Origin of the sequence: Arthrobacter sp. NPDC056886 (assembly GCF_042788715.1) — a bacterium.
In the GTDB taxonomy this organism is placed as follows: Bacteria; Actinomycetota; Actinomycetes; order Actinomycetales; family Micrococcaceae; genus Arthrobacter.
In genome coordinates, this window is record NZ_JBHUBT010000006.1 from 290,741 (window position 1) to 317,716 (window position 26,976).

Here is a 26,976-nt window from a genome sequence, read left to right on the forward strand (position 1 = left end):
ACACGCCTCCGCCCACCCAACCCCTGCCCCCACGCCGCAAACCCCCACCCCCCCCCCCTTTTCCCCACCCGCGGCCGGCCCCAACATCGGGGGGGCCCCGCCGTCGTGCAATCTGAACTTTTAGTCCGGGTGGACGCTAGTGCGCGTGGTCACCGCGGCTGTACTCGTAGACCCAGCCGACCAGGGCAACCACTGCCATTCCGCCGGCAATGAAGACGATCCACCAGCCCACGGCCAGGCCGAGGAATCCGGCGGCGCAGGACAGGCCGAGCATCAGCGGCCACCAGCTCCAGGGGCTGAAGTGTCCCTGTTCGCCGGCGCCTTCGTGGATTTCAGCGTCGTTGCGGTCCTCGGGACGCATGCCGACGCGCCGACCGGTGAAGCCAAGGTACGCGCCGATCATGCCGGCGAGGCCGCCCACGAGCAGCACACCGAGGATGCCTACCCATTCGGTCCAGTTAGTCAGGTAACCGTAGATGAATGCCACCGGCACGAAGAAGAAGACGCCGAGGCCAAAGATCCTTGATTCGATTTTCACTTGGCGGTGTCCTTCTGGTCGGCGTTACCGAGGGCCGCTGCTGCCGGAGCAGGCGAATCCACGGTGTAGGACTGGGAGAGCTCCGGGTGGTGCAGGTCCAGGGCAGGACGCTCGGAGCGGATGCGGGGCAGGGACGTGAAGTTGTGGCGCGGCGGCGGGCAGGACGTGGCCCACTCGAGCGAGGCGCCGAAGCCCCACGGGTCATCAACTTCCACACGCTCGTTGCTGCGCCAGGTGATGTAGACGTTCCAGAAGAACGGAATCAGCGAGGCGCCGAGGACGAACGAGGCGATGGTGGAGAACTGGTTCATCCACGTGAACCCATCCTGCGGCATGTAGTCGGCGTAGCGGCGGGGCATGCCCTCGACACCCAGCCAGTGCTGGATCAGGAACGTGCCGTGGAAGCCGAGGAACAGCATCCAGAAGTGGATCTTGCCGAGGCGCTCGTTGAGCATCTTGCCGGTCCACTTGGGCCACCAGAAGTAGAAGCCGGCGAACATGGCGAACACAACAGTGCCGAAGACCACGTAGTGGAAGTGCGCCACCACGAAGTAGGAGTCCGAGACGTGGAAGTCCAGCGGCGGCGAGGCCAGGATGATGCCGGTGAGGCCACCGAAGAGGAACGTCGCCAGGAAGCCGATGCTCCACAGCATGGGGGTCTCAAAGGTGATGGAACCTCGCCACATGGTGCCGATCCAGTTGAAGAACTTCACACCGGTCGGAACGGCGATCAGCATCGTCATGAAGGAGAAGAACGGCAGCAGGACCGAGCCGGTGACATACATGTGGTGTGCCCACACGGTCACGGACAGGGCGGCAATGGAGATTGTCGCGTAGACAAGGCCCTTGTAGCCGAAGATCGGCTTGCGGGAGAAGACCGGGAAAATCTCAGAGACGATGCCGAAGAACGGCAGCGCGATGATGTAGACCTCGGGGTGGCCAAAGAACCAGAAGAGGTGCTGCCAGAGAACGGCGCCGCCGTTTTCGGGATCGAAGATGTGCGCACCAAAGCGGCGGTCGGCACCGAGGGCAAACAGCGCGGAGGCCAGCGGCGGGAAGGCCATCAGGACCAGGATGGACGTCACGAGGGCGTTCCAGGTGAAGATCGGCATCCGCCACATGGTCATGCCCGGGGCGCGCATGCAGATGATGGTGGTGATGAAGTTGACCGCGCCAAGGATGGTGCCGAAGCCGGAGAGCGCCAGGCCGAAGACCCAGAGGTCACCGCCCACGCCGGGGCTGAATGTCGTGTTGGACAGCGGCGCGTAAGCGAACCAGCCAAACGAGGCGGCACCCTGCGGGGTGATGAAGCCGGATACGGCAATCGTGGAGCCGAAGAGGAAGAACCAGAAGGCTAGTGCGTTCAGTCGCGGGAACGCGACGTCGGGGGCACCGATCTGCAGCGGCATGATGACGTTGGTGAAGCCGGCGAACAGCGGCGTCGCGAACATCAGGAGCATCACGGTGCCGTGCATGGTGAAGAGCTGGTTGTACTGCTCTTTGGTCTGCAGGATCTGCATGCCCGGCTCGAAGAGCTCGGCACGGATCAGCAGCGCCATGATGCCGCCGAAGCAGAAGAAGATGAACGACGCGATCAGGTACATGTACCCGATCGTTTTGTGGTCGGTCGAGGTGATCCAGTTGACGACGATGCGTCCCTTGGACTTGGGTACTACGGGAGTCTCGAGGATCCCGGCGGATTGAGTGTAAGTTGCCACGTCGCTCGCCTTACTTGGTTTCGGTCGGGGCCGGGTTGCGGTCGTACTCTTCACCGAGCAGGCCGGTGTTCCCGTCCTGGCGCAGCTGGTTCATGTGCGCCTGGAACTCCGACTCGGAGACAACCTTCACGCGGAACAGCATTTCGGAGTGGTACTCGCCACAAAGTTCGGCGCACTTGCCGTCGTAGGTCCCCTCCCGGGTGGGAGTCAACCGGATGTAGTTGGTCTTGCCGGGAATCATGTCCCGCTTTTGCAGGAAGGCAGGCACCCAGAAGGAGTGGATGACGTCGCGTGAGTTGAGCTCGAGGTCAACCGACTTGTTGACCGGCAGGTACAGGGTGGGCAGCTTTTCCTTGTCCACGTCGTTACCGGTCAGGTGCGCCTGGACGCCTGCTTCGTGGACGTCCTCGGTGACGACGTCGCCCTTCTTGTAGTTGAAGTCCCATGCCCACTGCTTGCCGCGGACGTCGACGACGACGTCGGCCGGCTTGGAGCGGTCATCGATCGACTGCTGGTCGCGGTCGGTGAAGTAGAAGAACACCAGGACCATGAACAGCGGGATCGTCAGGTAGAACACTTCAAGCGGAAGGTTGAAGCTGTTCTGGCGCGGGAAGCCTACGGTGCCTTTGCGGCGGCGGTAAGCGACGACGCACCAGATCATCAGGCCCCAGGTGATGATGCCGACGACCAGCGCGGCAATCCATGAGTTGACCCAGAGGTCCATGATGAGGTCAACATGATTGGTGGTGCCACGCTCGGTGGGCAACCAGCCCTTCTGTACCTCTGGTGAACATCCAGTCAAAGCCAACGCGCCGGCTAGTGCCAAGCCAGTGATCGTAGTGATCTGTTTGCGTCGGCTGCCGGTTCGGTTCTGCGAACTCACAGACGGCCCTTCCTACTTGTTGCTGTTGCCCCGCGAATGACGGGCAGGGCAAACGAAAAGTTTTACTACTCGGTGTAGAGCTTACCGCTCCCCGCGAGTTTTCGCCCACATGTCCGCACCGTGCGTCGGGAGCTTTTTGCCGGTGCCGCTCGTTGAGGCTCCTGCGGCACTAAGGCCGGGCAAAATGCCCGGCCTTAGTGGAAGGATTAGTGGAAAGAATCTCCGCAGGCGCAGGACCCGCCGGCATTGGGATTGTCGATCGTGAAGCCCTGCTTGGCGATGGTGTCCTCGAAATCGATGCTGGCACCGCTGAGGTAAGGAACACTCATCTTGTCGACGACGACTTCCACGCCGTCGTAGTCGCGCACGGCGTCCCCGTCGAGCAGACGCTCGTCGAAGTAGAGCTGGTAGATCAGGCCCGAGCAACCGCCGGGCTGCACGGCAACGCGGAGGCGCAGATCGGTGCGGCCTTCCTGTTCCAGGAGGCTGCGGACCTTACCGGCCGCGACGTCGGTCAGCTTGACCTCGTGCGTCGCCAGCTCGCCGGCCTGGGCGGCAGTGGTGTCGGCGCTGTTTTCATTGGTTGTAGTGCTCATGGCCTACCTTCTTGCAACGGTGGTGGCGGCTCCGCTCGCACGGTGCCCGCCCCTACTTAAACGGTATGGGCTATAGCTACATGCTACTTCGCGCAGCCTTCTAGCTCTAACTTCTGACGTAACCGTGTGAGACGGCTGGATGTTCCCCCGGGGCCCAAAGGGCTTGGGGGCTAGAGCGCACCGTCGTTGTTGAGGCGCGCGAGCAGCAGCGCCTCGGCGACAATCGCGTTCCGGAAGTCGCCCAGGTGCAGCGATTCGTTGGCACTGTGCGCGCGGGAATCGGGATCCTCGACGCCGGTCACCAGAATCTGCACGTCCGGGTAGAGCTCGGTCAGGTCCGCGATGAACGGGATGGACCCGCCGATCCCCATTTCAACGGCAGGCACGCCCCAGGCCTCACCCAGGGCCCACATGGCCACGGATGCGGCCTTCGAGCTGGTGTCCGTCAGGAAAGAGCTGCCGCTCTCCCCCGGCGTGAACACCACCTGCGCGCCGAACGGCGCGTGGTCCTCGACGTGCTTGCGGACGGCATCCATGGCGGCTGCGGGGTCCTGTCCGGGGGCCAGGCGCAGGCTGAACTTGGCCCGCGCCCGCGGCAGCAGCGTGTTGGAGGCCACGTCCACGGCCGGGGCGTCAAAACCGATGATGGACAGGGCCGGCTTGGTCCACATGCGCGAGGCAATGCTCCCGGTCCCGGCGAGCTTCACGCCGTCGAGCACGGACGCGTCAGCGCGGTACTCCTCCTCGGTGAGGTCGACCACCACGTCATCGCGGCTCACCAGACCCTCGATCGCGACGCTGCCCTCGTCGTCGTGGAGGGTCGCGATCAGGCGGGCCAACACGGTCGGCGCGTCGAGCACCGGCCCGCCGAACATGCCCGAATGCACGGCGTGGTCCAGGACCTTGACCTCAATGGTGCCGTCCACCAGGCCGCGCAGGCTGGTGGTCAGGGCCGGGATGCCCACCTTCCAGTTGCTGGAGTCGGCCACGACGATCACATCGGCACGGAGCAGCTCGCGGTGCGTCTCCAGGAACTGCCGGAAGGTTGGCGAGCCGGCTTCCTCTTCGCCCTCGAAGAAGAACGTCACGCCGAGGCCGAGCTCGTCCCCGAGCACGCGCGTCACGGCCGAGTAGGCCGCGATGTGGGCGAGGATGCCGGCCTTGTCATCGGCGGCGCCGCGGCCGAAGAGCCGCCCGTCACGTTCGACGGCGGTGAAGGGCTCGGTTTCCCACAGCGCCAGGTCACCGGTGGGCTGGACATCGTGGTGGGCGTACAGCAGCACGGTCGCCTTGCCCTCGGCGGCCGGGCGGCGCGCGACGACGGCGGGCCCGCCGGGCGTCCCGTCTTCCTTGTCGCAGCGGAGGATCTGGACGTCGTCGAAACCGCTGGCCCGCACGAGGGCGGCGACGGCGTCGGCACTGCGGTTCAGCGGGGCAGGATCAAAGCTGGGCCAGGCGATGCCCGGAATGGCAACAAGGTCGCTCAGCTGGCCGATCGTTTCGTCGAACGATTCGGCAACGGCCTGGCGGAGGGCTTCGGCATCGATGGTGCCGACGTGGTCCATGGTGGTCAGCGGGTTCCCCGCGGTTGATGAAGTCATGGCCAAAACACTACCCGTGCGCTGGATCACGCTAAACCTTGAACACTGACGTCGCCGGGCCTGCGCTGTGTGGGCTGGGTCTCGGACCCGTGTCTGCGGGGTATTCTTTAGGGGTGTTTGGACGTAAAAAAGAAGCGCCATCGGCGCAGGACGTAGTTGACCAGCAGGCAGCCGAGGCAGCAGCCCGGGGCACCGTGACCGGCAAGGGCGCACCCACGCCCAAGCGCAGCGCGCAGGTGGCGGCCCGCAAGCGGCCCCTCGTGCCCGAGGACCGCAAGGCTTCCAAGGCGGCCGAGCGCGCAGCCGTCGCGGACCAGCGGCTCAAGATGCGGCAGGCCATGGACAGCGGTGACGAGAAGTTCCTGCCCTTGCGCGACAAGGGTCCGCAGAAGCGCTTCGCGCGTGACTACGTCGATGCCCGCTTCAGCCTGGGCGAATACCTCATGTTCGGGGCCCTGCTGTTCGTCATCATCTCGCTGCTGGTGCCGGCCTCCAGCGCTCAGATGATCTACGTCCTGGGCGGCTTCTGGATCATGTTCCTCGCGGTCTTCGTGGATGTCTTCATCCTCTCCCGCAAGCTCAAGAAGCGTCTCGGCGAAAAGTTCGGCGAAGTGGAGCGCGGCACCGTCTGGTACGGCTCGATGCGTTCCCTGCAGTTCCGCCGCCTGCGCCTGCCCAAGCCCCAGGTCAACCGCGGCCAGTTCCCCGCCTGACCTTCCCTCCCACTCTTCTCCAACCGAAAAGCCCCCGGCGGTCATCTGCCGGGGGCTTCTCGTTTGCAGCGATCGGTCCGGGGCCGATCGCCCCGTGGTGCCTAGCGCCGGCTCGGGTGCATGGCCAGCAGCCGGTTAATGCGGGCGGCCCAGAAGGGGCCCTCGTAGAGGAAAGCCGTGTAGCCCTGGACCAGCGTGGCGCCGGCGTCTAGCCGTGCCTGCACATCCTGCGCGGTCTCGACCCCGCCCACCGAGACGAGGGTCAAAGCTCCGCCGGTCACGGACTTGAGCCGGGCCAGGACCTCCAGGGACCGTTGCTTCAGGGGCGCGCCGGAAAGACCTCCGGCCCCGCAGGCTTCGACCTTCTTCGGGCTGGCGACGAGCCCGGTGCGGGCGATCGTGGTGTTGGTGGCAATAATGCCGTCCAGCTTAAGGTCCAGCGCCAGCCGCGCGACGTCGTCGATGTCCTCATCGCTGAGGTCGGGCGCGATCTTGACCAGAAGGGGAACGTGGCGGCCTGCGGCCTTGTCCGCCTCCTCGCCCACTGCGGTCAGCAGCGGGCGCAGCGTCTCCACGTCCTGCAGCAGCCGGAGGCCAGGGGTGTTGGGCGAGCTGACGTTGACCACGAGATAGTCGGCGGCGGGGGCGAGGCTGCGCGCACTGATGAGGTAATCGGACACCGCATCCTCGAGTCCCACCACCTTGCTCTTGCCGATGTTGACCCCGATCACGGGCCGCACACCGGGCCGGTGGCGCTGCAGGGCGGCGCGGGCGGACTTCAGCCGCGGGGCTACCGCCGCGGCGCCGTCGTTATTGAACCCCATCCGGTTGATGACGGCCTTGTCCTCCACAAGGCGGAACAGCCGCGGCGCCGGGTTCCCGGGCTGGGCCCGACCGGTGATGGTGCCGACTTCCACATGGCCAAAGCCGAGCTCGGTCAGAGCCTCAATGCCGTGGCCTTCCTTGTCGAAGCCGGCCGCGAGTCCGAACGGTGAGGGGAACGTCAGGCCGAAGGCCTCGGTCTGCAGGGACGCCGCCGGGGCGGTGAACTTCTGCAGCAGCCGCCCGGCGCCGCAGCTGTGGGCGAGCCGGATGGCCTTGAAACCGATCTTATGGGCGCGTTCGGCGTCCATCCATGAGAAGGCCAGCCGGAAGAATGTGGGATATACGCGCATGCCTCTAGTTTTCCGGTTCGGGCCGCGCAGACCAAACCAGCACGCGCGCCGGCGCGGGTGTGACTGCCGTTGCGGCTGCGCCGCCCCGCGCCCGGGACGCATCGGCCGCAGGGCCCCGGGTCGAGTTAGCATGAAGCCATGACCAGCAAAGATGGTGCCGGAACGGGCGGCCGCGGGGCGCCGGGGCGCGGGATCGAGGCCGATGTCGTGGTGGTCGGGGCGGGACTGGCCGGGCTCGTCGCGGCGGCCCAGGCCTACGCCGCAGGCAGGCGGGTGGCGGTGCTGGATCAGGAACCCGAGGCCTCTGTCGGCGGCCAGGCGCACTGGTCCTTCGGCGGCCTGTTCCTGGTCAACTCGCCGGAACAGCGCAGGCTGCGGGTGCGGGACAGCGAAGAGCTGGCCCTCGCGGACTGGCATGCGTCCGCGGGATTCGACCGGCCGGAAGACGCACTGGCGAAGGAGTGGGCGGCGGCGTACGTGAACTTCGCCGCCGGGGAGAAGCGTGCGTGGCTCGCCTCGCTGGGCGTTCGGCTGTTTCCCCTGGTGCAGTGGGCAGAACGCGGCGGCTACGGCCCGAACGGCCACGGCAACACCGTCCCGCGCTTCCATGTCGCGTGGGGCACGGGACCTGCGCTGGTGGCTCCCTTCCTGGCCAAACTGCGCGAAGGCGAAGCCACCGGGCGCGTGTCCTTCCATTTCCGCCACCGCGCCACTGAGCTTGTGAAGACGGCAGGCCGGGTGAGTGGCGTGCGCGGCGAACTGCTCGAGGCCAGCAGCGCGGGGCGGGGCGAACGTTCGTCCCGGCGCCCGGCCGGCAGTTTCGATGCCACGGCCGCGGCCGTGGTGGTGACGAGCGGCGGGATCGGCGGCAACCACGACTCGGTCCGCAGGCAGTGGCCCGGCGGGGTGGCGCCGGAGCGGATGTTGAGCGGCGTGCCCGCCTCCGTGGACGGGGACTTCTTGCCGGCCGTGGCCCGGGCCGGCGGGAGCCTCATCAACGGGGACCGGATGTGGCATTACCCGGAGGGCATCCACAACCATGCCCCGGTCTGGCCGCAGCACGGCATCCGGATCCTGCCCGGGCCGTCGGCCCTGTGGCTGGACGCGACGGGGCGGACGCTTCCCCCTCCCCTGTTTCCCGGGTTCGACTCCCTGGGCGCCCTCCGCCACATCCTGGCCACCGGACATGCCCATTCCTGGTTTGTCCTCAACAGGACCATCGCCCTGAAGGAGTTCGCGCTGTCCGGATCGGAGCAGAACCCGGATCTCACGGGGAAGGATGTCCGCCTGCTGGCAGCCAGGCTGAAGCGTGGCAGCGACACCCCGCTGCAGCGGTTCCTGGACCGCGGGGTCGACTTCCTCCAAGCGGAGAACCCCGCCGCGCTGGCCGGCCAAATGAACGATTTAACGGGTGGACAGCTCATTGACCCAGCAGCCTTGGACCGGCTGGTCCGCGACCGGGACCGGCAGTTCTCCAGCGGGATGGGCAAGGATCCGCAGCTGGCTGCTATCCGGGCCGCTCGGCGTTTCGCCACCGACAAGATCATGCGGGTGGCGCCGCCGCACCGGCTGCTGGATCCGCGCCACGGTCCGCTGCTTGCCGTCCGGCTCTCCGTCCTGACCCGCAAGAGCCTCGGCGGCCTGCACACTGATCTGCAGTCGCGGGTCCTGGACGTCACCGGGGAGCCCGTGCCCGGGCTGTACGCCGCCGGTGAAGCCGCAGGGTTTGGCGGCGGCGGAATTCACGGTTACCGCGCCCTCGAGGGGACGTTCTTGGGCGGGTGCCTATTCTCCGGACGTTCCGCGGGCCGCGCCGCGGCGTCCGCGGCATAGTCAGCAGCTCAGGAGGAAAGTCGATGCAGTGGCGGACCGACATACTGGGCGATGATTTCCAGGCGTGCGCTTTCGAGGCCGCCGGCCCCGACGGCGTGCTGCGCACTGCCACCCTGGTCCGCCATACCCCGCTCGAACCGGCACCATCCGCGCTGCCGGCCCGGGCCGTGCTGTTCCTGCACGGCTGGAGTGACTATTTCTTCAATGAGGAACTCGCGGAGTTCTGGGCCGGGCAGGGATTTGAGTTCTTCGCGCTCGACATGCACAACCACGGCCGCAGCCTGCGGCCGGGCACCCATGGCGGCTACGTCGCAGACCTGGACAACTACGACGCCGAAATCACCGCAGCGATCGGCATCATCGGCTCGCTCCGGCCGCCCGGCATGGCGCCGCAGCTGATCCTCATGGGCCACTCCACCGGCGGCCTGATCGCGGCGCTGTGGGCCGACCGGCATCAGGGGGTGGCATCGCAGCTGGTCCTGGACAGCCCGTGGCTGGAGGTCCACGGCAGCCCCGCCCTGCGCCGGGCCGCGCGGACCATGGTGGAGCCGTTCGCCAGGTTCTGGCCAGAGTCGGTGATCCGGCTGCCTGAGCGTGGCTTCTACTGGCGCAGCATCAGCAGCGCCGCGGAAGGCGAATGGACCCTGGACGATGCCTACAGACCGCCGCACGCTTTTCCGGTCCGCGCCGGCTGGCTCAGCGCCGTACTGAGCGGACAGTCCAAGGTGGCGCGCGGCCTGAACATTGATGTGCCCATCCTCGTGCTGATCTCGGGCGCCAGCGCCAACGGGATGTTCTGGAAGGAATCCATGCGCCGCACCGACGCGGTCCTGGACGTGAACACGATCGCCCTTCGCGCGCTGAGCCTGGGCCGGACCGTCACGCTGGAGCGGATTGACGGCGCCCTGCATGACGTCTTCCTCTCCGCCCCTCGGGTCCGCGCGGACGCCTACTCCCGGCTGTCCCGGTGGCTCAGGGCCTACGTGTTGGACTGACGCCAACCACGAAGGCGGCAGCGCCCGGCCCCGGCACGCAGAGGACGGCCACACTGGCAGGGGCCCGGCAGGCCGGTCAGGTGCCCTGGTTGCCTGCCACGGGAGCGGCGTCGACTGCTCCGCCGTAGCGGCGGTCCCGCTGGGCATAAATCTCGACGGCGTCCCACAGCGTCCGGCGGTCCACGTCCGGCCACAGGGTATCCATGAACACGAACTCGGCGTAGGCCGACTGCCACAGCATGAAATTGGACAGCCGCTGCTCGCCGGAACTGCGCAGGAACAGGTCAACGTCGGGCAGGTCCGGTTCGTCCAGGAACTTCTGGATGGTCCGTTCGGTGATGGCACCCGGCTTGAGCCGGCCCTGCGCCACTTCCTCAGCGATCGCGGCGACGGCGTCGGCGATCTCGGCGCGCCCGCCGTAGTTGACGCACATGTTCAGGGTGCAGGTGCTGTTGCCGCGGGTGTAGTCCTCGGCCTCTTCGAGTTCGCGGATCACCGAGCCCCACAGTTTCGGACGCCGCCCGGACCAGCGGATGCGGACTCCCCAGTCATCGAGCTGGTTCCGTTGCCGGCGCAGCACGTCCTTGTTGAAGCCCATCAGGAAGCGCACCTCCTCGGGGGAGCGCCGCCAGTTCTCGGTGGAGAAGGCGTACACGCTGACGTGCTCGATCCCCAGCTCGATCGCACCGGCCATGACATCCAGCAGGGCGGGCTCCCCCGCCTTGTGGCCGTCCACCCTCGGCAGGCCTCGCTGGTTCGCCCAGCGCCCGTTGCCGTCCATGACGATCGCGACATGCCGTGGAATGAACTCAGCGGGAATCGCCGGCGGCACAGCGCCGGATGGGTGCGGATAGGGAGCCACCACCGGGGCGGTCCGCCGCCGGACGTTGGCCTGCTTCCCCTGGCTCTTCTCCAGGTTTTTTCCCAAGCTTCTTCCCAAGGCCACTTTTACGTTCGCTCCACATGTTTGAGGGATTTCAGGACTCGCTCCAGGTGCCACTGCAGGTAGCTGGCCACCAGGCCGGCCGCTTCCCGGCGGTGAACAGACGCGGACGCATCCGCCGTCGTCCAGTTCCCGGTGAGCAGGGCACCAAGCAGGAGCACGGTTTCCGCGGCCGGTGCCGGGGATCCAGGGGGCCGGCACTCGGCGCAGACCATGCCGCCCAGCGGCGCGGAAAAGGCAGTGTGCGGCCCGGGCGCACCGCACCGGGCACAGTCGGTGAAGCTGGGCGCCCAGCCGCCGGTCGCGAGGGCGCGGAGCAGGTAGGAATCCAGGATGAGTTCGGCGGCGTGGTCGCCCCGGCTCAGCGACGCGAGGGCACCAACTAGCAGGTTGTACTGTGCGGTTCCGGCTTCGCCGTCGACGTCCGTGAGCTTCTCCGCGGTTTCTGTCATGGCCGCCGCAACCGTGTAGCGGCCATAGTCCGCCGCGATGTTTCCGCCGTAGGCGCCCTTGGCCACGGCCTGCGTGACCACGTCCAGGGTGCGCCCGGAAATCAGCTGGAGATCGGCCACCATGAACGGTTCCAGCCTGGCGCCGAAGCGGCTGCTGGTGCGCCGGACGCCCTTCGCCACCGCACGGACCTGGCCGTGGTGTTTTGTCAGCAGGGTGATGATGCGGTCGGCCTCGCCCAACTTATGGGTACGCAGGACCACTGCCTCGTCACGGTAGGCGCGCGCTGCGAAGGATTGTTGGACCACAGTTAATCTTCGCATTGTCTTTGCGGAATCACGGCATGGGCGGCGCGGCTGAGGTAAAACACCGCTGAGGTAAGACACCGCTGAGGTTAAAACACTGCGCCGCCGGAGTGTTCCGGCGGCGCAGTGTGCATCGGGTTAAGAGTCTATGCCGTGCCGGCGACGGATCAGGCGCGGGCGTCCCGGATGGCGCGGTTCACGGCCGAGATGACGGCTTTGAGGGCGGAGGTGCTGGTGTTGGCGTCGATCCCGACGCCCCAGAGCACGCGCTCCCCCACGGCGCATTCGACGTACGCGGCAGCCAGGGCGCTGCCGCCTTCGGAGAGTGCGTGTTCGCTGTAGTCCAGGACCCGGACGTCCACGCCGTCCTCGCGCAGGATGCTCAGCAGGGCCGCGATGGGGCCGTTGCCGGTCCCGGTCCGGCGGACCTGGTTTCCGTCGACCTTCAGGGCAGCGGTCAAGGTCATGGCGCCGTCCTCGTCCGTCTCGGTGCTGATCGAGCCGAGGGCGTAGCGGCCCCACTGCGTGTCGGCCGAACCCGAGGGCAGGTATTCGTCCTGGAAGACCTGCCACAGCTGGGGTCCGCTGACTTCCCCGCCCACTGTGTCGGTCCGCTTCTGGATGACGCCGGAGAACTCGATCTGGGCGCGTCGCGGCAGGTCCAGGCTGTGTTCGTTCTTGAGCAGGTACGCGACGCCGCCCTTGCCGGACTGCGAGTTGACCCGGATGACCGCCTCGTAGCTGCGGCCAAGGTCCTTCGGGTCGACCGGCAGGTACGGGACCTGCCAGGTGTAGTCGGCCACGTCCTTGCCCGCTGCGGCGGCATCCTTTTCGAGGGCCTCCAGGCCCTTCTTGATCGCGTCCTGGTGCGAGCCGGAGAACGCGGTGAAGACGAGGTCGCCGCCGTACGGGGACCGCTCGGCCACCGGCAGCTGGTTGCAGTACTCCACCGTGCGCCGGATTTCGTCGATGTCGGAGAAATCGATCATCGGATCGATGCCCTGGACAAACATGTTCAGGCCCAGGGTCACCAGGTCCACGTTTCCGGTCCGCTCGCCGTTGCCGAAGAGGCAGCCCTCGATCCGGTCCGCGCCGGCCAGGTAGCCGAGCTCGGCGGCGGCGACGCCGGTGCCGCGGTCGTTGTGCGGGTGCAGGGAGAGGATAATGCCTTCCCGCGGGTGCAGGTTCCGGCTCATCCACTCGATCGAGTCGGCGTAGACATTGGGGGTCGCCATTTCCACCGTGGCGGGCAGGTTGATGATGACCTGCCGGTCCGCCGAGGCCTCGAAGACGTCGGCGATCGCGTTGCAGACGCGGATGGCGTACTCCAGCTCCGTTCCGGTGAAGGACTCGGGCGAGTATTCGTAGGTGATGTGCGTATCGACGAGGGTTTCCTCGTACTTCTTGCACAGCCGGGCGCCCTGCAGGGCGATGTCCAGGATGCCGTCTTCGTCCTGGTTGAACACAACGCGGCGCTGCAGGACGGACGTGGAGTTGTAGAGGTGGACGATTGCCTGCTTGGCGCCGACCAGGGACTCATAGGTCCGCTCGATCAGGTGCTCGCGGGCCTGGGTCAGCACCTGGATGGTCACGTCGTCGGGGATGTGGTTGCCCTCGATCAGCTGCCGGACGAAGTCGAAGTCCGTCTGCGATGCCGAGGGGAAGCCGACCTCGATCTCCTTGTAGCCCATCCGGACCAGCAGCTCGAACATCTTCAGCTTGCGGGCCGGGCTCATGGGATCGATCAGGGCCTGGTTGCCGTCACGCAGGTCCACTGCACACCAGCGCGGGGCCTTGGTGATGACCTTGTCGGGCCAGGTGCGGTCAGGCAGTTCAACGGTGATCTGGTCCTGGAACGGGATGTAGCGGTGGACCGGCATTCCTGAGGGCTTCTGTGCGTTTCGCATTACAATCGGGGCCTTTTCTGTGATTCTTGGTGAAAGGGTGGCCGGGCAACACAAACTCCGCAGCGAGGGTGGGCCTTGCGCTAGATCGCGTCTGAGGCCTCGCCGCGGCAGCTAAGAAGAAGCAGTTCTGCGCGCACAATTTCACAGTAACACGGGTGCGTAAGATGAAGGAGCCAGACCACCGTAACGTCCACCATGCAGACTGTGCGCCGACAAACGCTCCGGCGCCGGACTGCCTCTCAAAGGAGCATCCGTGCCACTTTCGGGGATCGACCTGTCCACCATCGACGCCAGCGTCCGTCCGCAGGATGACCTGTACCAACACGTGAATGGCGGCTGGCTCAACAGCACTGTCATTCCGGACGACCGGCCGCTGGAGGGCACATTTACTGCGCTGCGCGATGCTTCGGAGCTCGCCGTGAAGGAGATTATCGAGCGGGCCGCTGAGCGTGGCGCAGAGGCTACCGGCATCGAGCGGAAAATCGGGGACCTGTACAACAGCTTTATGGACGAAGCCGCGGTGGAAGCCAGGGGCCTGGACCCGCTCCGGGCGCGGCTGGCGGAGGTGTTTGCCACGACGTCGGTGCCCGCACTAGTAGCGCTGGCCGGACGCCTGTTCCGCGCCGACGTCTCGGGACTCTTCTATATCTACCCCGCCCCGGACGCCGGAAACCCGGACCGGGTACTGCTCTACACCGGCCAAGGGGGCCTCGGCCTGCCGGATGAATCGTATTATCGGGAAGAGAAGTTCGCCCCGATGGTCCAGTCATACCGGGAGCACGTCCAGGCCATGCTTGGCCTCGCGGATGTGGCGGACGCGGAGGGCGCGGCCGGCCGCGTAGTGGCGCTGGAAACCTCGCTGGCCGCGCACCACTGGGACAACGTGACTTTGCGGAATCCGCAAAAGACGTACAACCTGAAATCCGCCGCGGAGGCCGCGCAGCTGTTCCCGCTGCTGGCCGACTGGTTCGACGCCGCCGGCATCGAACCCGAGAAGCGCAACGAACTCGTCATGAGCACCCCCGATTTCTTCTCCGGCGCGGCCTCACTGCTGGCCACCGAACCGCTGGGGACCTGGCAGGAGTGGCTCGCCATGCGCGTCGTCAGCGCGGCCGCCCCGTACCTGTCCTCTGCGTTCGTGGACACAGACTTTGCCTTCTATGGCACCACCCTGAGCGGCACGCCGCGGATCAAGGACCGCTGGAAGCGCGGCGTCGCCGTGGTCGAGGCCGGCCTCGGTGAGGCTGTCGGCCAGATCTACGTGGCCGAACATTTCCCGGAAGGCAACAAGGCGCGCATGCAGACCCTTGTCGCCAACCTCATCGCGGCCTACCGGGACTCCATCACGGGACTGGACTGGATGGGCGACGCGACGAAGCTCGAGGCCCTGAAGAAGCTCGACACTTTCCGCGCCAAGATCGGCTACCCAGACAAGTGGATCGACTACACCGCCGTCCAGGTCGATCCCACCGATCTGCTCGGGAACGTGGAGCGCGCCCACAGCGCCGACGTCGACCGCCACCTCGATGAAGTCGGCAAGCCGGTGGACCGCGAGAAGTGGCTCATGACCCCGCAGACGGTCAACGCGTACTACCACCCGCTGCTCAATGAGATCGTGTTCCCCGCCGCCATCCTGCAGCCGCCGTTCTTCACCGCCGACGCCGACGACGCCGTCAATTACGGCGGCATCGGCGCCGTAATCGGCCACGAAATCGGCCACGGCTTCGATGACCAGGGGTCGCAGTACGACGGCAACGGCCTGCTGCGCAACTGGTGGACCGAGGACGACCGCACCGCCTTCGAGGCCCTGACCTCGAAGCTGGTGGCACAGTTCGACGCCCTCTCCCCCACAGCCGCCCCCGGCCACAACGTCAACGGCAAGCTCACCCTCGGCGAGAACATCGGCGACCTCGGCGGCCTCGCGATTGCCTACAAGGCCTACCTGATCAGCCTCGACGGGCAGGAACCCCCGGTGCTGGACGGACTGACCGGGGTCCAGCGGTTCTTCGCATCCTGGGCCGCAGGGTGGCGGCAGGTCATCCGGAATGAAGAAGCCATCCGCCGGCTGGCGACAGACCCGCACTCCCCCAACGAGTTCCGCACGAACGCGATCGCCAAGAACCTCGACGCCTTCCATGACGCGTTCGGCGTCACCGATCAGGACGGCATGTGGATGTCACCCCAGGAGCGCGTCAGCATCTGGTAACCCCTGGCCCAACGGTGACCTGCGTGAAAGCCCCCGTTCGGAGGAATCTGAACGGGGGCTTTCTTGCGGACCGGCGCCTAGCGGGTAATCAGCGCCGGATTCGCCTGCTGGCAGACGGTGTCGCCGGCGGTCTGGTTGACGATGTCCGCGGGCAGCGGCGGCGTGGCAGCTGCTGTCGGCGTCCCGTTGGCGAAGTCGCTGCCCAGATAAACCTGGACGCCGGCGACGCCGGCAGCCGGCAGCACCTGGCCCGGCGCCACCCCGAGGAGAGCTGCGACGTCGGCGGCCACGTCTGCGTAGTCCGCACCATAATAAACAGCCGTTTTCGCGACGGACTGAGCCGTCAGTTGGCCCACCTGGGTGAAGCCGGCGCCCTTGATGGCCTGCATGATCGCCTGGGTCCGGGCCGGCGCGCCTGAGCCGTTGGCCACTGTGACGGGCTGCAGGGCCTTGTCGTAGGCCGGTTGCGTGGCGCTGGGCGTCGGTGTGGCGCTGGCACTAGCGCTCGGTGACCCGCTCGGCTTCGCGGTCGGATCCGTCAGATCGATGTCCTTGCGCATGGCGTCGAACAGCTGGGAGGCCCCGGGCTCCGCCAGCTGCAGCCGGTTGATGTCGGATTCGGCCGGGACGGTCGGCGCGGCCACAAAGGCCACCTTGTTGACGTCTATGTCCTTGAGCCGGCTCGCCACGGTCAGCAGCGTCGGCACCGAGGCCAAACCGTCGTCGATGGTCAGGTTCTTGGTGATCGCATCCGCGATGCCGAGCATCCTGGCCGGGTTGGTGAGGGTGCCGTCATCCTTGATTTTCCTGGTCAGGGAGGACAGGAAGCCTTGCTGTGCCTTGATGCGGCCGAGGTCGCCGCCGTCGCCGAAAGCGTGCCGTGTTCGGACGAACGACAATGCCTGCTCGCCCTGGACGGTGGACGTGCCCTTGGGCAGCCGCAGCTTCGAGTCGGGGTCGTACACGGCGTCGCTGACGCATACCTGCACGCCGCCGACGGCGTTGGAGAGTTCCTTGACGGCGTTGAAGTCGGCCATCATGAAGTGGTCGATCTCCAGGCCGGTGAGCTTGTTGACGGTGTCCACGGCGCAGCCGATGCCGGCCTCGGACATCGCCGAGTTGATCATGACGCCGGTCTGGGCCGGGTATTCCTTGTTGGTCTTCGGATCCTTGCACTTGGGGATGTCGACCAGCAGGTCGCGGGGGAAGCTAATGACATTGACCCGCTTGTTGTCAGCCGAGATATCCATGAGCATCATCACATCCGAGTGCCCGTAGCCGGTCGCGTCATCGCTGGTGCCGTACTCCGAGTTCTTCCCGTCGCGCGTGTCCGAGCCCAGGATCAGGATCTGCATCCGGTCCGTCGAATCGTTCACGGCGTTCTCGGACTTAATGTTGCCGGCGCTCAGCGGGGCCTTGGTGAGGTTGCCCTGAAGCCGGATGGCCCAGTAAGCGCCGAACGCAATCACGCCTACCAGGAGCACCGCAATCACGCCCGTGGTCACTTTCAGCCAGGCAGGGGTCCGGTGGACGGCTCCGAGGTGGCGGGCCGGACCAACGGCGGGATCGGCCGTGTGCCGGGCAGCGGCGGCTGCCCGGGCCGGCGGGGTGGATCCGTCGGCACGGTTGTCACGGGGTCGAACCACTTGTTGAGCCTTCCTACATGAACGGGGAGTCAGCCCATTTTAGAGTCCGAATCTGAGAAAACGCCGATGGGCCCCCTTTTGGGAGCGGCGGGAGCGGCCACCGGCCTAAATGCGGCCTTATTTTGGCCCCAAATGGGGCCCGGCTCAGAAGCCTAGTTTGACCAGCTGCTTCGGGTCGCGCTGCCAGTCCTTGGCGACCTTCACATGGAGGTCGAGGTAGATCCGGGCGCCGAGCAGCGCCTCAATCGCCTTGCGGGCGTTGGTCCCGACCTCGCGGAGCCGGGCGCCGCCCTTGCCGATGATGATGGCCTTCTGGGAGGGCCGCTCAACGTACAGATTGACCCGGACGTCCAGGAACGGCCGGTCTTCGGGCCGGCCTTCGCGCGGCACGATCTCATCGACGACGACGGCCAGGGAGTGCGGCAATTCGTCGCGGACGCCCTCGAGGGCGGCTTCCCGGATGAGTTCGGCGATCATCACGGCTTCCGGTTCGTCCGTCAGGTGCCCGTCCGGGTACAGCGGCGGCGACGCCGGCATGTGGCTGATCAGCACGTCGGCCAGGGTTTCGACCTGGAACCCGTCGGTGGCGGAGACCGGGACGATGTCCTTCCAGCCGTCCTCGCCGAGGACCTCGCGGCCCAGGGCGGCGACGGCGAGCAGCTGCTCGGTGAGGCCCTGGCGGTCAACGGTGTCGGCCTTGGTCACCACCGCAATGATCGGCTTGTTGCCGATGGCGGCGAGCTGGGCGGCGATGAACTTGTCGCCGGGGCCGATCTTCTCGTTGGCCGGCAGGCAGAAACCGATCGCGTCGACCTCGGCGAGGGTGTCGGCGACGAGTTCGTTCAGCCGCTTCCCCAGCAAGGTGCGCGGGCGGTGCAGGCCCGGGGTGTCCACGAGGATCAGCTGGGCGTCGTCCCGGTGGACGATGCCACGGATCGTGTGCCGCGTGGTCTGCGGCTTGGCCGACGTGATCGCGACCTTTTGCCCGACCAGGGCGTTGGTGAGGGTGGACTTGCCCGCGTTGGGCCGCCCCACCAGCACCGAGAACCCGGCGCGGTAGCCGCCGTAGGCTGCTTCGCCGTCGGACTTATTCTGCTTGCTCACGTGAGACTCCCTGTTGGATTGGTGCGGCCTCGTCGAGAAGGTCTTCAAGGTCAGTTTGTTCTTTTGCTACGGCGGCCGCAATGATGTGGCTGACGCGGTTCCGCCGGCCCTCGAGCCGGTCGGCGCGGAGGGACAGGCCGTGGACCTGGACGGTGCTGCCGACAATCGGCACCCGCCCGAGGGCCTTGGCGAGCAGGCCGCCCACGGTGTCCACTTCGTCGTCGTCGAGCTCGAGGTCGAAGAGCTCGCCGAGGTCATCGATGCTCATCCGGGCGCTGACCCGGTATCGTCCGTCGCCCAGGGCCACGGCCTCGGCGCTTTCGGTGTCGTATTCGTCCACGATCTCGCCGACGATCTCCTCGATGAGGTCCTCAAGCGTGACCAGCCCGGCCGTTCCGCCGTACTCGTCGATGACGATCGCAACGTGCGTGGATTCCTTCTGGAGTTCGCGCAGCAGGTCACTGACAAGCTTTGAGTCGGGCACGTAGCGGACTTCGCGGGCGAGTTCGTCCACCACCGGCGGTTCCTCGTCCGGGCCAAGGTTGTGGAGCGAGGCCGCGACGTCCTTCAGATACACAATGCCCAGGATCTGGTCGGTGTTTTCGCCGATGATCGGGATCCGCGAGTACCCGGAGCGCAGGAACAGCGACATCGCGCGCCGCAGGCTGGACCCGGAGTCGATCGTGAGGATGTCGGTCCGCGGCACCATAACCGAGCGGACCAGGGTGTCCCCAAAGTCGAAGACCGACTGGATCAGCTCAGCCTCGTTGTCCTCGATCACGTCGGACTCGGAGGCCCGGTCCACTAGCTCGCGGAATTCCTCTTCGCTGAAGAACGCCTCACTGTCGGCCGGCGCGCCGGGGGCCACGACGCTGCCAAGCCGCACCAGCCAGCCCGGGATCGGGCCGAGCACGGCGTAGAGGGACCGGACCAGCGGGGCGCTGAACCGGACCAGGGCGGCGGAGTGGACCCGGCCGAGCTGCCGCGGGGACACCCCCACGATCACGAAACCGACCACCGCCATAATGCCGGTGGCCGCCAGGCCTGCCAGCCAGACGTTGTCCAGCATGCTGTACAGGAGGACGGTCACGGCGACGGCGGCAGCAGTCTCGAACCAGACCCGCCAGAACCGAAGGGCGCGCATGTGCCCCACGGGCTGCGCCAGGATGCGTTTGAGCGACGTGCCCCTGCTGTTCAGGATCGCCTGTTCGGCGTCGTGGCGGGGCAGGAAGTTGAAGGCGGACTCGGCAGCGGTGAGCACCGCGGCAAAGCTAAGGAACACCAGCGCCATGCCGGCCAGGATCAGTGGGGTCACTGAACCGTCTCGGACGGGGCCGCTTTGCCGGTGAAGGCGGTCAGCAGTTCGCGCTGCAGCCCGAACATCTCTTCCTTCTCTTCCGGCTCGGCGTGGTCATAGCCGAGCAGGTGCAGGATGCCGTGCGTGGTGAGCAGCAGCATCTCGTCCTGGGTGGAGTGGCCGGCGTTGCGGGCCTGGACCTGGGCCACCTGGGGGCAAATGGCGATATCCCCGAGCATGCCCTGCGGTGTCGGCTTGTCCGGAGTGCCCGGGGTGAGCTCGTCCATGGGCACTGAGAGGACATCGGTGGAGCCCGGCTCGTCCATCAGTTCGAGGTGCAGCTTTTCCATGGCCGGCTCGTCCACCAGCAGGATGGACAGTTCCGCCTGCGGGTGGATGTAGAGGCTTTCGAAGATGAAACGCGACAGAGCCACGAGCTCCGACTCGTCCACGACGACGCCGGATTCGTTGTTGACCTCGATGCTCATGCGTGTTCTCCCCGCGTTTCCCGGGCAACGGAGTGCTTGACCCGGTTCCTTTGGACTTCGTCCCAGATGCTGTAGGCGTTGACGATATCCCCGACCAGGCGGTGCCGGACGACGTCGGAGGCATCCAGGATCGAGAAGTTGACGTCCTCGATCCCCTGCAGGATTTCCTCGACGATCCTGAGCCCCGAGCGGGTGCCGAAGGGAAGGTCCACCTGGGTGATGTCGCCGGTGACCACCATCTTGGAGCCGAAGCCCAAGCGGGTCAGGAACATCTTCATCTGTTCCGGCGTGGTGTTCTGGGCCTCATCGAGGATAATGAAGGCGTCGTTGAGCGTCCGGCCGCGCATGTAGGCCAGCGGGGCGACTTCGATGGTGCCGGCGGCCATGAGGCGCGGAATGGATTCGGGGTCCATCATGTCGTGCAGCGCGTCGTACAGCGGCCGCAGGTAGGGGTCGATCTTGTCGCTCAGGGTGCCCGGTAGGAAGCCAAGCCGCTCCCCCGCCTCTACGGCCGGACGGGTCAGGATGATGCGGCTGACTTCCTTCTGCTGCAGGGCCTGGACGGCCTTGGCCATCGCCAGGTAGGTCTTGCCGGTACCGGCCGGGCCGATCCCGAAGATCACCGTGTTCGCATCGATCGCGTCCACATAGTTCTTCTGGTTCAGCGTCTTGGGCCGGATGGTCTTCCCGCGGGTGGAAAGGATGTTGGTGGTCAGCACTTCCACCGGGTTCAGCAGGGACTGGCTGCGGAGCAGGGAGACGAGCTGCTGCAGGACGGCCGGAGTGATGACAGTGCCCCTGGCCACCAGCCCGCGCACCTCGTTGAGCAGGCGCATGATGCGCGGCACGTCGGCGGCCGGACCACTGATCGCGAGCTCGTTCCCCCGGACATGGAAATCAACGGCAGGGAACTGGTCTTCGATGAAACGCAGGGCTTCGTCATGGCTGCCCAGCGACTGGACCATCTGCTCTGAGTCGTCGAACAAGACCACCTCCGTCCGCAGCCCTGGTAGGGAGTGGGGGAATTCCCCTGCGGTGCGTTCTCGGGCGCTGAACCGGGCCTTGCCGTTCGCTGCTTCAGTCATGGTGTTGGCCCGCGGGCCTCTGGTCCCCTCCAGTATGAATATGGTCGGTCCCGGTGATCCGTACCGACGGCGGTTCGCACCGCGCGCGGCCGGGGTCAACGGGTCCTTCCATCTTACGCCAGCACGGCGCGCCCGACGCCTTACGGGGATCCGGCGCCGGGCGTCACACGTAGGTGTTTCCGAAGATGACCCACCCGTCCAGCCAGTGGGCGCCGGTTGCCGGGTACGACTTTTGCGCGTTCTCCGGCTCCGAATCGACCCCGCGGCCCGGCCGAGCCGGCTGTGCCGCCGTCAAGGGCCGGCCCGCCCACAAGCGCAACAGTGACTGCAGCATGGTCATGCCACGCTCTCCAGCGCGCCGGCGCGGGAACCGACGCCCACGTAGTCTCCCTTGAAGAAGAGCAGGGGCTCAGCGTCGGGACGGGCGCCCAGGGCGCGGACGGCGCCAACGACGATGGTGTGGTCGCCGCCGTCGTACTCCTGGTGCAGTTCGCAGTCCACCCAGGCAAGTGCCTGGTCCAGGACCGGGTTGCCCAGGGGCGAGGGCCAGTGGTCCACGCCCGCGAACTTGTCCGTTCCTGACCGCGCGAACTGCCCCGCCAGATGCTGGTGCTCTGCGGGCAGGATGTTCACGGTAAACCGGCCCGCCTCACGCAGCAGCGGCCAGGTGCTGGACGTCCGCGCCGGACTGAAAGTGATGAGGGCAGGCTCCAAGGAAAGGGAAGAGAAGGACTGGCACGTAAACCCGGCGGGCCCGTGCTGTGTTGCCGCCGTAATCACCGTCAGGCCGGTGGCGAAGTGTCCGAGAATGTGGCGGAGTGACTTGGGGCTGAGGTCAGAGTGTTCCGTCATGGCGGGTCCTTTCGACGCTGGAAACCCCAATCAACCACCGCTGACCCGGGTTCCCAAGCCGGGCTGCAACGCACAGTCGCGCAGCGACACAGCGCGTCACGCACCCGTTGCATGACGTAAGAATTCGGCACCGCTTTGGGGAGCCATGGGCCCCAGCCCCCGCAAGGACCGCGGGCTGCCGGGCGCGTCCGGGCAACTGGGGTTCGCCGGCCACGGACGCTAGGCTCGATTGATGGCAAACGAGACCCTGATGGACGTCAGATCCGCGTATGACACAGTTGCCGAGGCGTATTCAACGGTGATTCCGGATACTAGCTTCGAGGCGGCACTGGACATGGCCATGGTGGACCACTTCGTCGGCCACATGCGCGCCACGGCGGACCGGCAGGTGATCGACGTCGGATGCGGTGCCGGACGAATGACCAGCTACCTGAGCCGCGCCGGGCTGAACGTCAGCGGTGTCGACCTGTCGCCGGAAATGGTCCGGGTCGCGCAACGGCTGCATCCCGAGCTGTTGTTCGGCGTGGGAGAGCTGACCGAACTGCCGGTGGCCGACGCCGCCGCAGACGGCATCCTCGCCTGGTACTCGATTATCCACTCTCCCCCGACGGCCCTGCCGGCGGTCGCGCGCGAGTTCTGGAGAGCGCTCCGCCCGGGCGGCTCGGCGCTCATCGCCTTCCACGCCGGCAGCGGTCACCGCACCATTGACCGGGCCTACGGACACGACGTCCAACTCCGTGCAGAACTGCACGCCCCGGACGACGTGGCGCTCCGGTTCACCGAGCAAGGTTTTGAGATGCGCGCCCAGCTTGTGCGCTCAGCGAGGTCCATGGAGAACCACCCGCAGGCCGCCATCCTCGTCGACAAACCGTTCGTGGCCTCATAGGCATTTCACCCGCAGCGGGTGAGGCCCCTGCCGCAATTGACGCCAACAATAGTCATACCTTGCACTGGCAGGGCTAAGACTCAAGAACCGTGCGCTCGTCTGACGGCGTTCTCGGCATCGAAGAAAGTTTGGGCAGCAGTGCGCGGATTCTTCCAAGACGTTGAAACGTACGCCTTGCTCCTGCTGGCGGCCCACATACTCCTCGTGACCGTCGCAGCTGTCCTCGTGTCGATGAATCGCCGTCCGTCCTCTGCTATTGCCTGGGTGCTCGCCATAATTTTCATACCGATCCTTGGTGCTGTCGCGTATTTCTTTGTCGGTTACTCGAAACTGCCCAAGGCGCGCCGGGACAAACAGCGCGAAGTCAACGATCTGGTCCTGGCGCGAACTGAAGGCAGCCCGCTGGTTAGCCGCGGCCTTGACTGGCCGGAGTGGCTGTCTTCGGCGGTGGTGTTGAACAGCAACCTTGGGGCGCTTCCTATGGTCGCGGGCAACAGCGCGACCCTGTTGGGCGACTACAACGGCACTTTCGATGCCATGATCGCTGAGATTGATTCGGCCACCAGCTACGTGCACGTGGAGTTTTACATCCTGGTGCTGGACGCAACGACGGCACCGTATTTTCAAGCGTTGGCCCGGGCGAGACGACGCGGCGTGGAGGTCCGGGTTTTGTCCGATCATTTGGCTGGCCTGAAGTTCCCGGGCCGGAAAGAAACCCTGGACTTCCTCCAGGAGATAGGGGCGGAATATCGCCCGATGCTGCCGGTGCGGCCGTGGCGTGGCGAATGGCAGAGGCCGGACCTGCGCAATCACCGGAAGATCTTCGTCGTCGATGGCCGCGTGGGATTCACCGGTTCCCAGAACGTCATCGATGCGAGCTACGACACGAAGGCCAACCTGAAGCGCGGGCTCCAGTGGCACGAGCTGATGATGCGCGTCGAGGGACCCGTGGTCCGGGAGCTGGATGCGGTCTTCGCGACGGACTGGTACAGCGAGACGGATGTGATCCTGCCACTGGATACAAGCCCCGTGGCCGTCAGCCATAATTCTGCGCTCATTGACGCACAAGTCCTGCCCAGCGGTCCCAGCTTCGACAACGACAACAATTTGAAGCTCTACGCGACGCTCATCCACAAAGCCGAGCGGCGGGTTAGCATCACCAGTCCATACTTTGTCCCGGACGAATCCATCCTGATGGCTATCGTCACGGCAGCAGCACGGGGGCTAAGCGTCGAGCTCTTTGTTTCCGAGGTCGGAGACCAGAGCATGGTCTACCACGCGCAGCGTTCCTACTACGAGGCACTCCTCCGCGCCGGCGTCAGGATCTACCTTTACCGGTCGCCCAAGGTGCTGCACTCGAAGCACTTCACCATCGATGAGGAGGTCGCGGTGATTGGGTCCAGCAACATGGATGTCCGTTCCTTCAGCCTCAACATGGAGGTATCCGTACTGGTGCACGGGCGCGCTTTTGTGGACGCAATTCGCGGGATCGAAGACGGGTACCGCCTGGAAAGCCGTGAGCTGCAGCTCGAGGACTGGAACCGGCGGCCCGTAGCCCAAAAAGTCTTCGACAACCTGGCGCGCCTGACCGCGGCCCTTCAGTAGGGCCCGGCCTCACGCCGTCCGCGAGATGTCTGCGACTACCTGCTCGATTTGATACTTCGAAACCCGGGCCAGCGCTGGGTTGGTGTGGACATAGTAGGGATAGGCAATCACACCAATTGACAGAGCCCAGGCACGGCCGCGTTCCCACGTCGCCCGGTCAACGCCAACAGCCTCGCGAAATGCGGTGCGACCCTCGCCCTCGAGCAGGTTCCAGGCGACGATGAGGTCGACCGCCGGATCGCCAATGGCAAGGCCGCCCCAGTCGAGGACACCGGCGAGCCGCCCGTTGGCAATCAAAAGGTTCCCGGGTTGCAGGTCCGTGTGAATCCAGACCCGCGCCCCGTCTCCCTCCGCCACGTCCCGCGCCGCATCCCACACTGCCGCCACGAGCGGGACGTCCAGCAGGCCCGCGCACTTGGCGATTGCGGAACGGGTCGGCGCATCCCTGGAGGCCAGCTGTCCGCCGCGGTAGGACTGCAACGGCCCGGCGGCCGCCTCGTTCCCGACGTCGGCAGCATGCAGTGCCCGGATAAAGTTGGCGAGATCGATGGCGAGTCCGGTTCCGTACGCGTGACCAGGGGAAGGATTCTCCCCTTCCAGCCAGCCCGACACCGTCCACGGCCATGGGTAGCCCCGGCCCGACGTGCCCTGTGCCAGCGGGATTGGTACCGGGGCCGGCAGTTGGGGACCCAGCAAGCGCGGGTATTTCCACTCCTTGGAGATCGAGGGAACCGCGGCGGCCGTGCGGGGAAGACGAACGACGAGCCGGTCACCAAGCGTGAGCATGACGTTGTCCGTCCCGCTGGATGACACCGGCTCCAGTGGCAGACCGGCCCACGCCGGGAACTGATCCGCGATCATGAGGCGGACCTGTCTCGTGTCGAAGTCAGGCTCTGCGTCGTGCAGCTTGGTGATCAACATTTGTTCAACCTCATCGACTTTTGACACGCCTTCGACGTCGCCCGCGAACCCAGCAATGGGATGCGGCCGCACCGCCTAGGGTAATCCCATGCTCATCATTCGCGAAGGTCGCCCAGAAGATGTGCCCGGCCTTGCGACGCTGAGAGCCACCTGGGCGGCCGAACAGGATCCTGCCCTCAAGGACGATCCAATTTCGACGCGATCTTCAGAGAATGGATGGAAGCCAGTCCTCGAAAGTTCTTTGTGGCCGAAGACGGCGGCGAACTTGTCGGGATGCTCAACCTGATGATTTTCGAGCGGATGCCCAAACCAGGAACGGAATCGTCCCGGTGGGTCTATCTGGGAAACGCCTATGTGCTTCCGGAATTCCGGAACGCCGGAATTGGCGGCCGGCTCGTCGACGCATCGATCCAGTTCTCGCAAAGCATTAAAGCCGTGCGGATGGTGCTTTCCCCGTCCGTCGGATCACGGAACTTTTACGCACGGCTGGGATTCGAGCCGGCCGGGGAATTGAACATTCTCAGGTTTTGACCCCCGGGCTAGTCTCCCCCATGAAGTCAACACCATCACCGGGATGCAGCAGTCGGGCTGCCCGAGGCCGATGCGCCGGCTACGGCATGATGGAGACATGGAATTGCAGACTGAGCGTCTCCCGCTGCGCGAGTTCACTAGGGATGATTTCGCTGCGGTACATTCGTTCGCTTCTGATGTGGGATTTGTGCGCTGAATGCGGCCGTGTTCGACTGATGCGATGACCCACCGCATTGCCGTCGGCGTACTCGTCGGGCCCCGAGGCGTATTGATGTGCCGGCGGGTCCAGTCGGCAAAGTGGTATCCGGGAATGTGGGACTTTCCGGGCGGCCACATCGAGGACGGTGAATCAGCCGGCGAGGCGCTGGCCCGGGAGCTCCTCGAAGAAGTCGCAGTGACAATAGTCCCGCCCAGCAACGCTCCCTCGTTTACGGTGCAGGCCAACGAGGGCTCGCCTAACGGGTTGGCGCTCTCAGGGTGGGTCATGGACGCCTGGTCAGGCGAGCCTGCGAACGTGGCCACGGATGAACACTCCGAAATCCGATGGCTCAGCCCTGACGATGCCCTCGGATTGGACCTCGCGCACACCTCCTACATCGGAGTACTTCGAAACCTCAGACCGTCACGGAGCGACGGCGCCCCGTCGAGATGACATCTGCCGATGGAGTGCTCAACTGGACGAGCGGACCCGGCACACT

The 26,976-nt window shown here is 66.0% G+C and carries 25 protein-coding genes; 8 read left to right on the forward strand and 17 right to left on the reverse strand.

Features of this window, described 5'->3' with window-relative positions:
• Positions 1-136: 136 nt before the first annotated feature.
• From ACFRJ8_RS12725 to ACFRJ8_RS12745, 5 genes are all read right to left on the reverse strand, one after another.
• On the reverse strand, positions 137-538 hold the full coding sequence (locus ACFRJ8_RS12725; RefSeq protein ID WP_377986519.1) for a cytochrome c oxidase subunit 4: 402 nt from the start codon (positions 536-538) through the stop codon (positions 137-139).
• A complete protein-coding gene (gene ctaD / locus ACFRJ8_RS12730) occupies positions 535-2,256 on the reverse strand; it encodes a cytochrome c oxidase subunit I (RefSeq protein WP_377986520.1) in 1,722 nt (573 codons plus the stop codon). Before ctaD ends, ACFRJ8_RS12725 begins: the two co-directional genes overlap by 4 nt.
• 10 nt (positions 2,257-2,266) lie before the next feature.
• Complete coding sequence (gene coxB / locus ACFRJ8_RS12735; RefSeq protein ID WP_377986521.1) at positions 2,267-3,139, reverse strand: cytochrome c oxidase subunit II; 873 nt, start codon at positions 3,137-3,139, stop codon at positions 2,267-2,269.
• Positions 3,140-3,345: 206 nt separating this feature from the next.
• A complete protein-coding gene (locus ACFRJ8_RS12740) occupies positions 3,346-3,735 on the reverse strand; it encodes an iron-sulfur cluster assembly accessory protein (RefSeq protein ID WP_090580934.1) in 390 nt (129 codons plus the stop codon).
• Positions 3,736-3,905: 170 nt separating this feature from the next.
• Positions 3,906-5,336: a dipeptidase gene (locus ACFRJ8_RS12745; protein ID WP_377986522.1), complete on the reverse strand. Its 1,431-nt coding sequence runs from the start codon at positions 5,334-5,336 to the stop codon at positions 3,906-3,908.
• Between the two features lie 113 nt (positions 5,337-5,449).
• Here ACFRJ8_RS12745 and ACFRJ8_RS12750 point away from each other — a divergent pair, with 113 nt between their 5' ends.
• On the forward strand, positions 5,450-6,049 hold the full coding sequence (locus ACFRJ8_RS12750; RefSeq protein WP_377986523.1) for a DUF3043 domain-containing protein: 600 nt from the start codon (positions 5,450-5,452) through the stop codon (positions 6,047-6,049).
• A 101-nt stretch (positions 6,050-6,150) separates the two neighbouring features.
• Here ACFRJ8_RS12750 and ACFRJ8_RS12755 read toward each other — a convergent pair whose 3' ends face one another.
• Positions 6,151-7,224 (reverse strand): quinone-dependent dihydroorotate dehydrogenase, encoded by a 1,074-nt coding sequence (locus ACFRJ8_RS12755; RefSeq protein ID WP_377986524.1) that lies wholly within the window; start codon positions 7,222-7,224, stop codon positions 6,151-6,153.
• Positions 7,225-7,362: 138 nt separating this feature from the next.
• On the opposite strand from ACFRJ8_RS12755, the gene ACFRJ8_RS12760 reads away from it, so the two are divergent.
• Positions 7,363-9,057 carry an FAD-binding dehydrogenase gene (locus tag ACFRJ8_RS12760; RefSeq protein WP_377986525.1) on the forward strand — a complete coding sequence of 565 codons (1,695 nt, stop codon included), beginning with the start codon at positions 7,363-7,365 and terminating at the stop codon, positions 9,055-9,057.
• Positions 9,058-9,080: 23 nt separating this feature from the next.
• Entirely contained in the window at positions 9,081-10,052 is a 972-nt protein-coding gene (locus tag ACFRJ8_RS12765; protein ID WP_377986526.1) for an alpha/beta hydrolase, read from the forward strand.
• A 76-nt stretch (positions 10,053-10,128) separates the two neighbouring features.
• On the opposite strand, the gene ACFRJ8_RS12770 is transcribed toward ACFRJ8_RS12765, so the two are convergent.
• The 3 genes from ACFRJ8_RS12770 to leuA form a co-directional block, all read right to left on the reverse strand.
• Complete coding sequence (locus ACFRJ8_RS12770) at positions 10,129-10,980, reverse strand: isoprenyl transferase (RefSeq protein WP_377986527.1); 852 nt, start codon at positions 10,978-10,980, stop codon at positions 10,129-10,131.
• A 20-nt stretch (positions 10,981-11,000) separates the two neighbouring features.
• On the reverse strand, positions 11,001-11,753 hold the full coding sequence (gene recO / locus ACFRJ8_RS12775) for a DNA repair protein RecO (RefSeq protein ID WP_377986528.1): 753 nt from the start codon (positions 11,751-11,753) through the stop codon (positions 11,001-11,003).
• Between the two features lie 164 nt (positions 11,754-11,917).
• Positions 11,918-13,657: a 2-isopropylmalate synthase gene (gene leuA, locus ACFRJ8_RS12780; protein WP_377986529.1), complete on the reverse strand. Its 1,740-nt coding sequence runs from the start codon at positions 13,655-13,657 to the stop codon at positions 11,918-11,920.
• 253 nt (positions 13,658-13,910) lie between these two features.
• Between leuA and ACFRJ8_RS12785 the strand changes: the two genes are divergently transcribed.
• On the forward strand, positions 13,911-15,863 hold the full coding sequence (locus ACFRJ8_RS12785) for a M13 family metallopeptidase (protein ID WP_377986530.1): 1,953 nt from the start codon (positions 13,911-13,913) through the stop codon (positions 15,861-15,863).
• Between the two features lie 77 nt (positions 15,864-15,940).
• Here ACFRJ8_RS12785 and ACFRJ8_RS12790 read toward each other — a convergent pair whose 3' ends face one another.
• The 7 genes from ACFRJ8_RS12790 to ACFRJ8_RS12820 all read right to left on the reverse strand — a co-directional run bounded on the left by ACFRJ8_RS12790 (position 15,941) and on the right by ACFRJ8_RS12820 (position 22,335).
• On the reverse strand, positions 15,941-17,509 hold the full coding sequence (locus tag ACFRJ8_RS12790) for an LCP family protein (protein ID WP_377986531.1): 1,569 nt from the start codon (positions 17,507-17,509) through the stop codon (positions 15,941-15,943).
• 144 nt (positions 17,510-17,653) lie between these two features.
• Complete coding sequence (gene era, locus ACFRJ8_RS12795) at positions 17,654-18,613, reverse strand: GTPase Era (protein WP_277525915.1); 960 nt, start codon at positions 18,611-18,613, stop codon at positions 17,654-17,656.
• Positions 18,597-19,928 carry a hemolysin family protein gene (locus ACFRJ8_RS12800; protein ID WP_377986532.1) on the reverse strand — a complete coding sequence of 444 codons (1,332 nt, stop codon included), beginning with the start codon at positions 19,926-19,928 and terminating at the stop codon, positions 18,597-18,599. The genes era and ACFRJ8_RS12800 overlap by 17 nt, the downstream gene beginning before the upstream one ends.
• Positions 19,925-20,398, reverse strand: coding sequence for an rRNA maturation RNase YbeY (ybeY, locus tag ACFRJ8_RS12805; protein WP_377986533.1), 474 nt, complete (start codon positions 20,396-20,398; stop codon positions 19,925-19,927). Before ybeY ends, ACFRJ8_RS12800 begins: the two co-directional genes overlap by 4 nt.
• Positions 20,395-21,483, reverse strand: coding sequence for a PhoH family protein (locus ACFRJ8_RS12810; protein WP_377986534.1), 1,089 nt, complete (start codon positions 21,481-21,483; stop codon positions 20,395-20,397). Before ACFRJ8_RS12810 ends, ybeY begins: the two co-directional genes overlap by 4 nt.
• Positions 21,484-21,646: 163 nt before the next feature.
• A complete protein-coding gene (locus tag ACFRJ8_RS12815) occupies positions 21,647-21,823 on the reverse strand; it encodes a hypothetical protein (protein ID WP_377986535.1) in 177 nt (58 codons plus the stop codon).
• Entirely contained in the window at positions 21,820-22,335 is a 516-nt protein-coding gene (locus tag ACFRJ8_RS12820) for a flavin reductase family protein (protein ID WP_377986536.1), read from the reverse strand. Before ACFRJ8_RS12820 ends, ACFRJ8_RS12815 begins: the two co-directional genes overlap by 4 nt.
• Positions 22,336-22,567: 232 nt before the next feature.
• Between ACFRJ8_RS12820 and ACFRJ8_RS12825 the strand changes: the two genes are divergently transcribed.
• On the forward strand, positions 22,568-23,221 hold the full coding sequence (locus ACFRJ8_RS12825) for a class I SAM-dependent methyltransferase (RefSeq protein ID WP_377986537.1): 654 nt from the start codon (positions 22,568-22,570) through the stop codon (positions 23,219-23,221).
• Positions 23,222-23,359: 138 nt separating this feature from the next.
• Entirely contained in the window at positions 23,360-24,826 is a 1,467-nt protein-coding gene (cls, locus tag ACFRJ8_RS12830) for a cardiolipin synthase (RefSeq protein WP_377986538.1), read from the forward strand.
• Between the two features lie 9 nt (positions 24,827-24,835).
• Here cls and ACFRJ8_RS12835 read toward each other — a convergent pair whose 3' ends face one another.
• The gene (locus tag ACFRJ8_RS12835) at positions 24,836-25,747 is read right to left on the reverse strand and encodes an aminoglycoside phosphotransferase family protein (RefSeq protein WP_377986539.1); all 912 of its coding nucleotides are present in this window, start codon (positions 25,745-25,747) and stop codon (positions 24,836-24,838) included.
• A 150-nt stretch (positions 25,748-25,897) separates the two neighbouring features.
• Between ACFRJ8_RS12835 and ACFRJ8_RS12840 the strand changes: the two genes are divergently transcribed.
• Both ACFRJ8_RS12840 and ACFRJ8_RS12845 read left to right on the forward strand, forming a co-directional pair.
• Positions 25,898-26,278: a GNAT family N-acetyltransferase gene (locus ACFRJ8_RS12840; protein ID WP_377986557.1), complete on the forward strand. Its 381-nt coding sequence runs from the start codon at positions 25,898-25,900 to the stop codon at positions 26,276-26,278.
• A 220-nt stretch (positions 26,279-26,498) separates the two neighbouring features.
• Positions 26,499-26,930 carry an NUDIX domain-containing protein gene (locus tag ACFRJ8_RS12845; protein WP_377986540.1) on the forward strand — a complete coding sequence of 144 codons (432 nt, stop codon included), beginning with the start codon at positions 26,499-26,501 and terminating at the stop codon, positions 26,928-26,930.
• Positions 26,931-26,976: the final 46 nt, after the last annotated feature.

Coding starts and splice junctions, on each gene's coding strand:
- ACFRJ8_RS12740 (WP_090580934.1), bottom strand. CDS start 3,735: ATGAGCACTACAACCAATGAAAACAGCGCCGACACCACTGCCGCCCAG.
- ACFRJ8_RS12745 (WP_377986522.1), bottom strand. CDS start 5,336: ATGACTTCATCAACCGCGGGGAACCCGCTGACCACCATGGACCACGTC.
- ACFRJ8_RS12755 (WP_377986524.1), bottom strand. CDS start 7,224: ATGCGCGTATATCCCACATTCTTCCGGCTGGCCTTCTCATGGATGGAC.
- ACFRJ8_RS12760 (WP_377986525.1), top strand. CDS start 7,363: ATGACCAGCAAAGATGGTGCCGGAACGGGCGGCCGCGGGGCGCCGGGG.
- ACFRJ8_RS12765 (WP_377986526.1), top strand. CDS start 9,081: ATGCAGTGGCGGACCGACATACTGGGCGATGATTTCCAGGCGTGCGCT.
- leuA (WP_377986529.1), bottom strand. CDS start 13,657: ATGCGAAACGCACAGAAGCCCTCAGGAATGCCGGTCCACCGCTACATC.
- ybeY (WP_377986533.1), bottom strand. CDS start 20,398: ATGAGCATCGAGGTCAACAACGAATCCGGCGTCGTCGTGGACGAGTCG.
- ACFRJ8_RS12810 (WP_377986534.1), bottom strand. CDS start 21,483: ATGACTGAAGCAGCGAACGGCAAGGCCCGGTTCAGCGCCCGAGAACGC.
- ACFRJ8_RS12815 (WP_377986535.1), bottom strand. CDS start 21,823: ATGACCATGCTGCAGTCACTGTTGCGCTTGTGGGCGGGCCGGCCCTTG.
- ACFRJ8_RS12820 (WP_377986536.1), bottom strand. CDS start 22,335: ATGACGGAACACTCTGACCTCAGCCCCAAGTCACTCCGCCACATTCTC.
- ACFRJ8_RS12825 (WP_377986537.1), top strand. CDS start 22,568: ATGGCAAACGAGACCCTGATGGACGTCAGATCCGCGTATGACACAGTT.
- ACFRJ8_RS12835 (WP_377986539.1), bottom strand. CDS start 25,747: ATGTTGATCACCAAGCTGCACGACGCAGAGCCTGACTTCGACACGAGA.
- ACFRJ8_RS12845 (WP_377986540.1), top strand. CDS start 26,499: ATGACCCACCGCATTGCCGTCGGCGTACTCGTCGGGCCCCGAGGCGTA.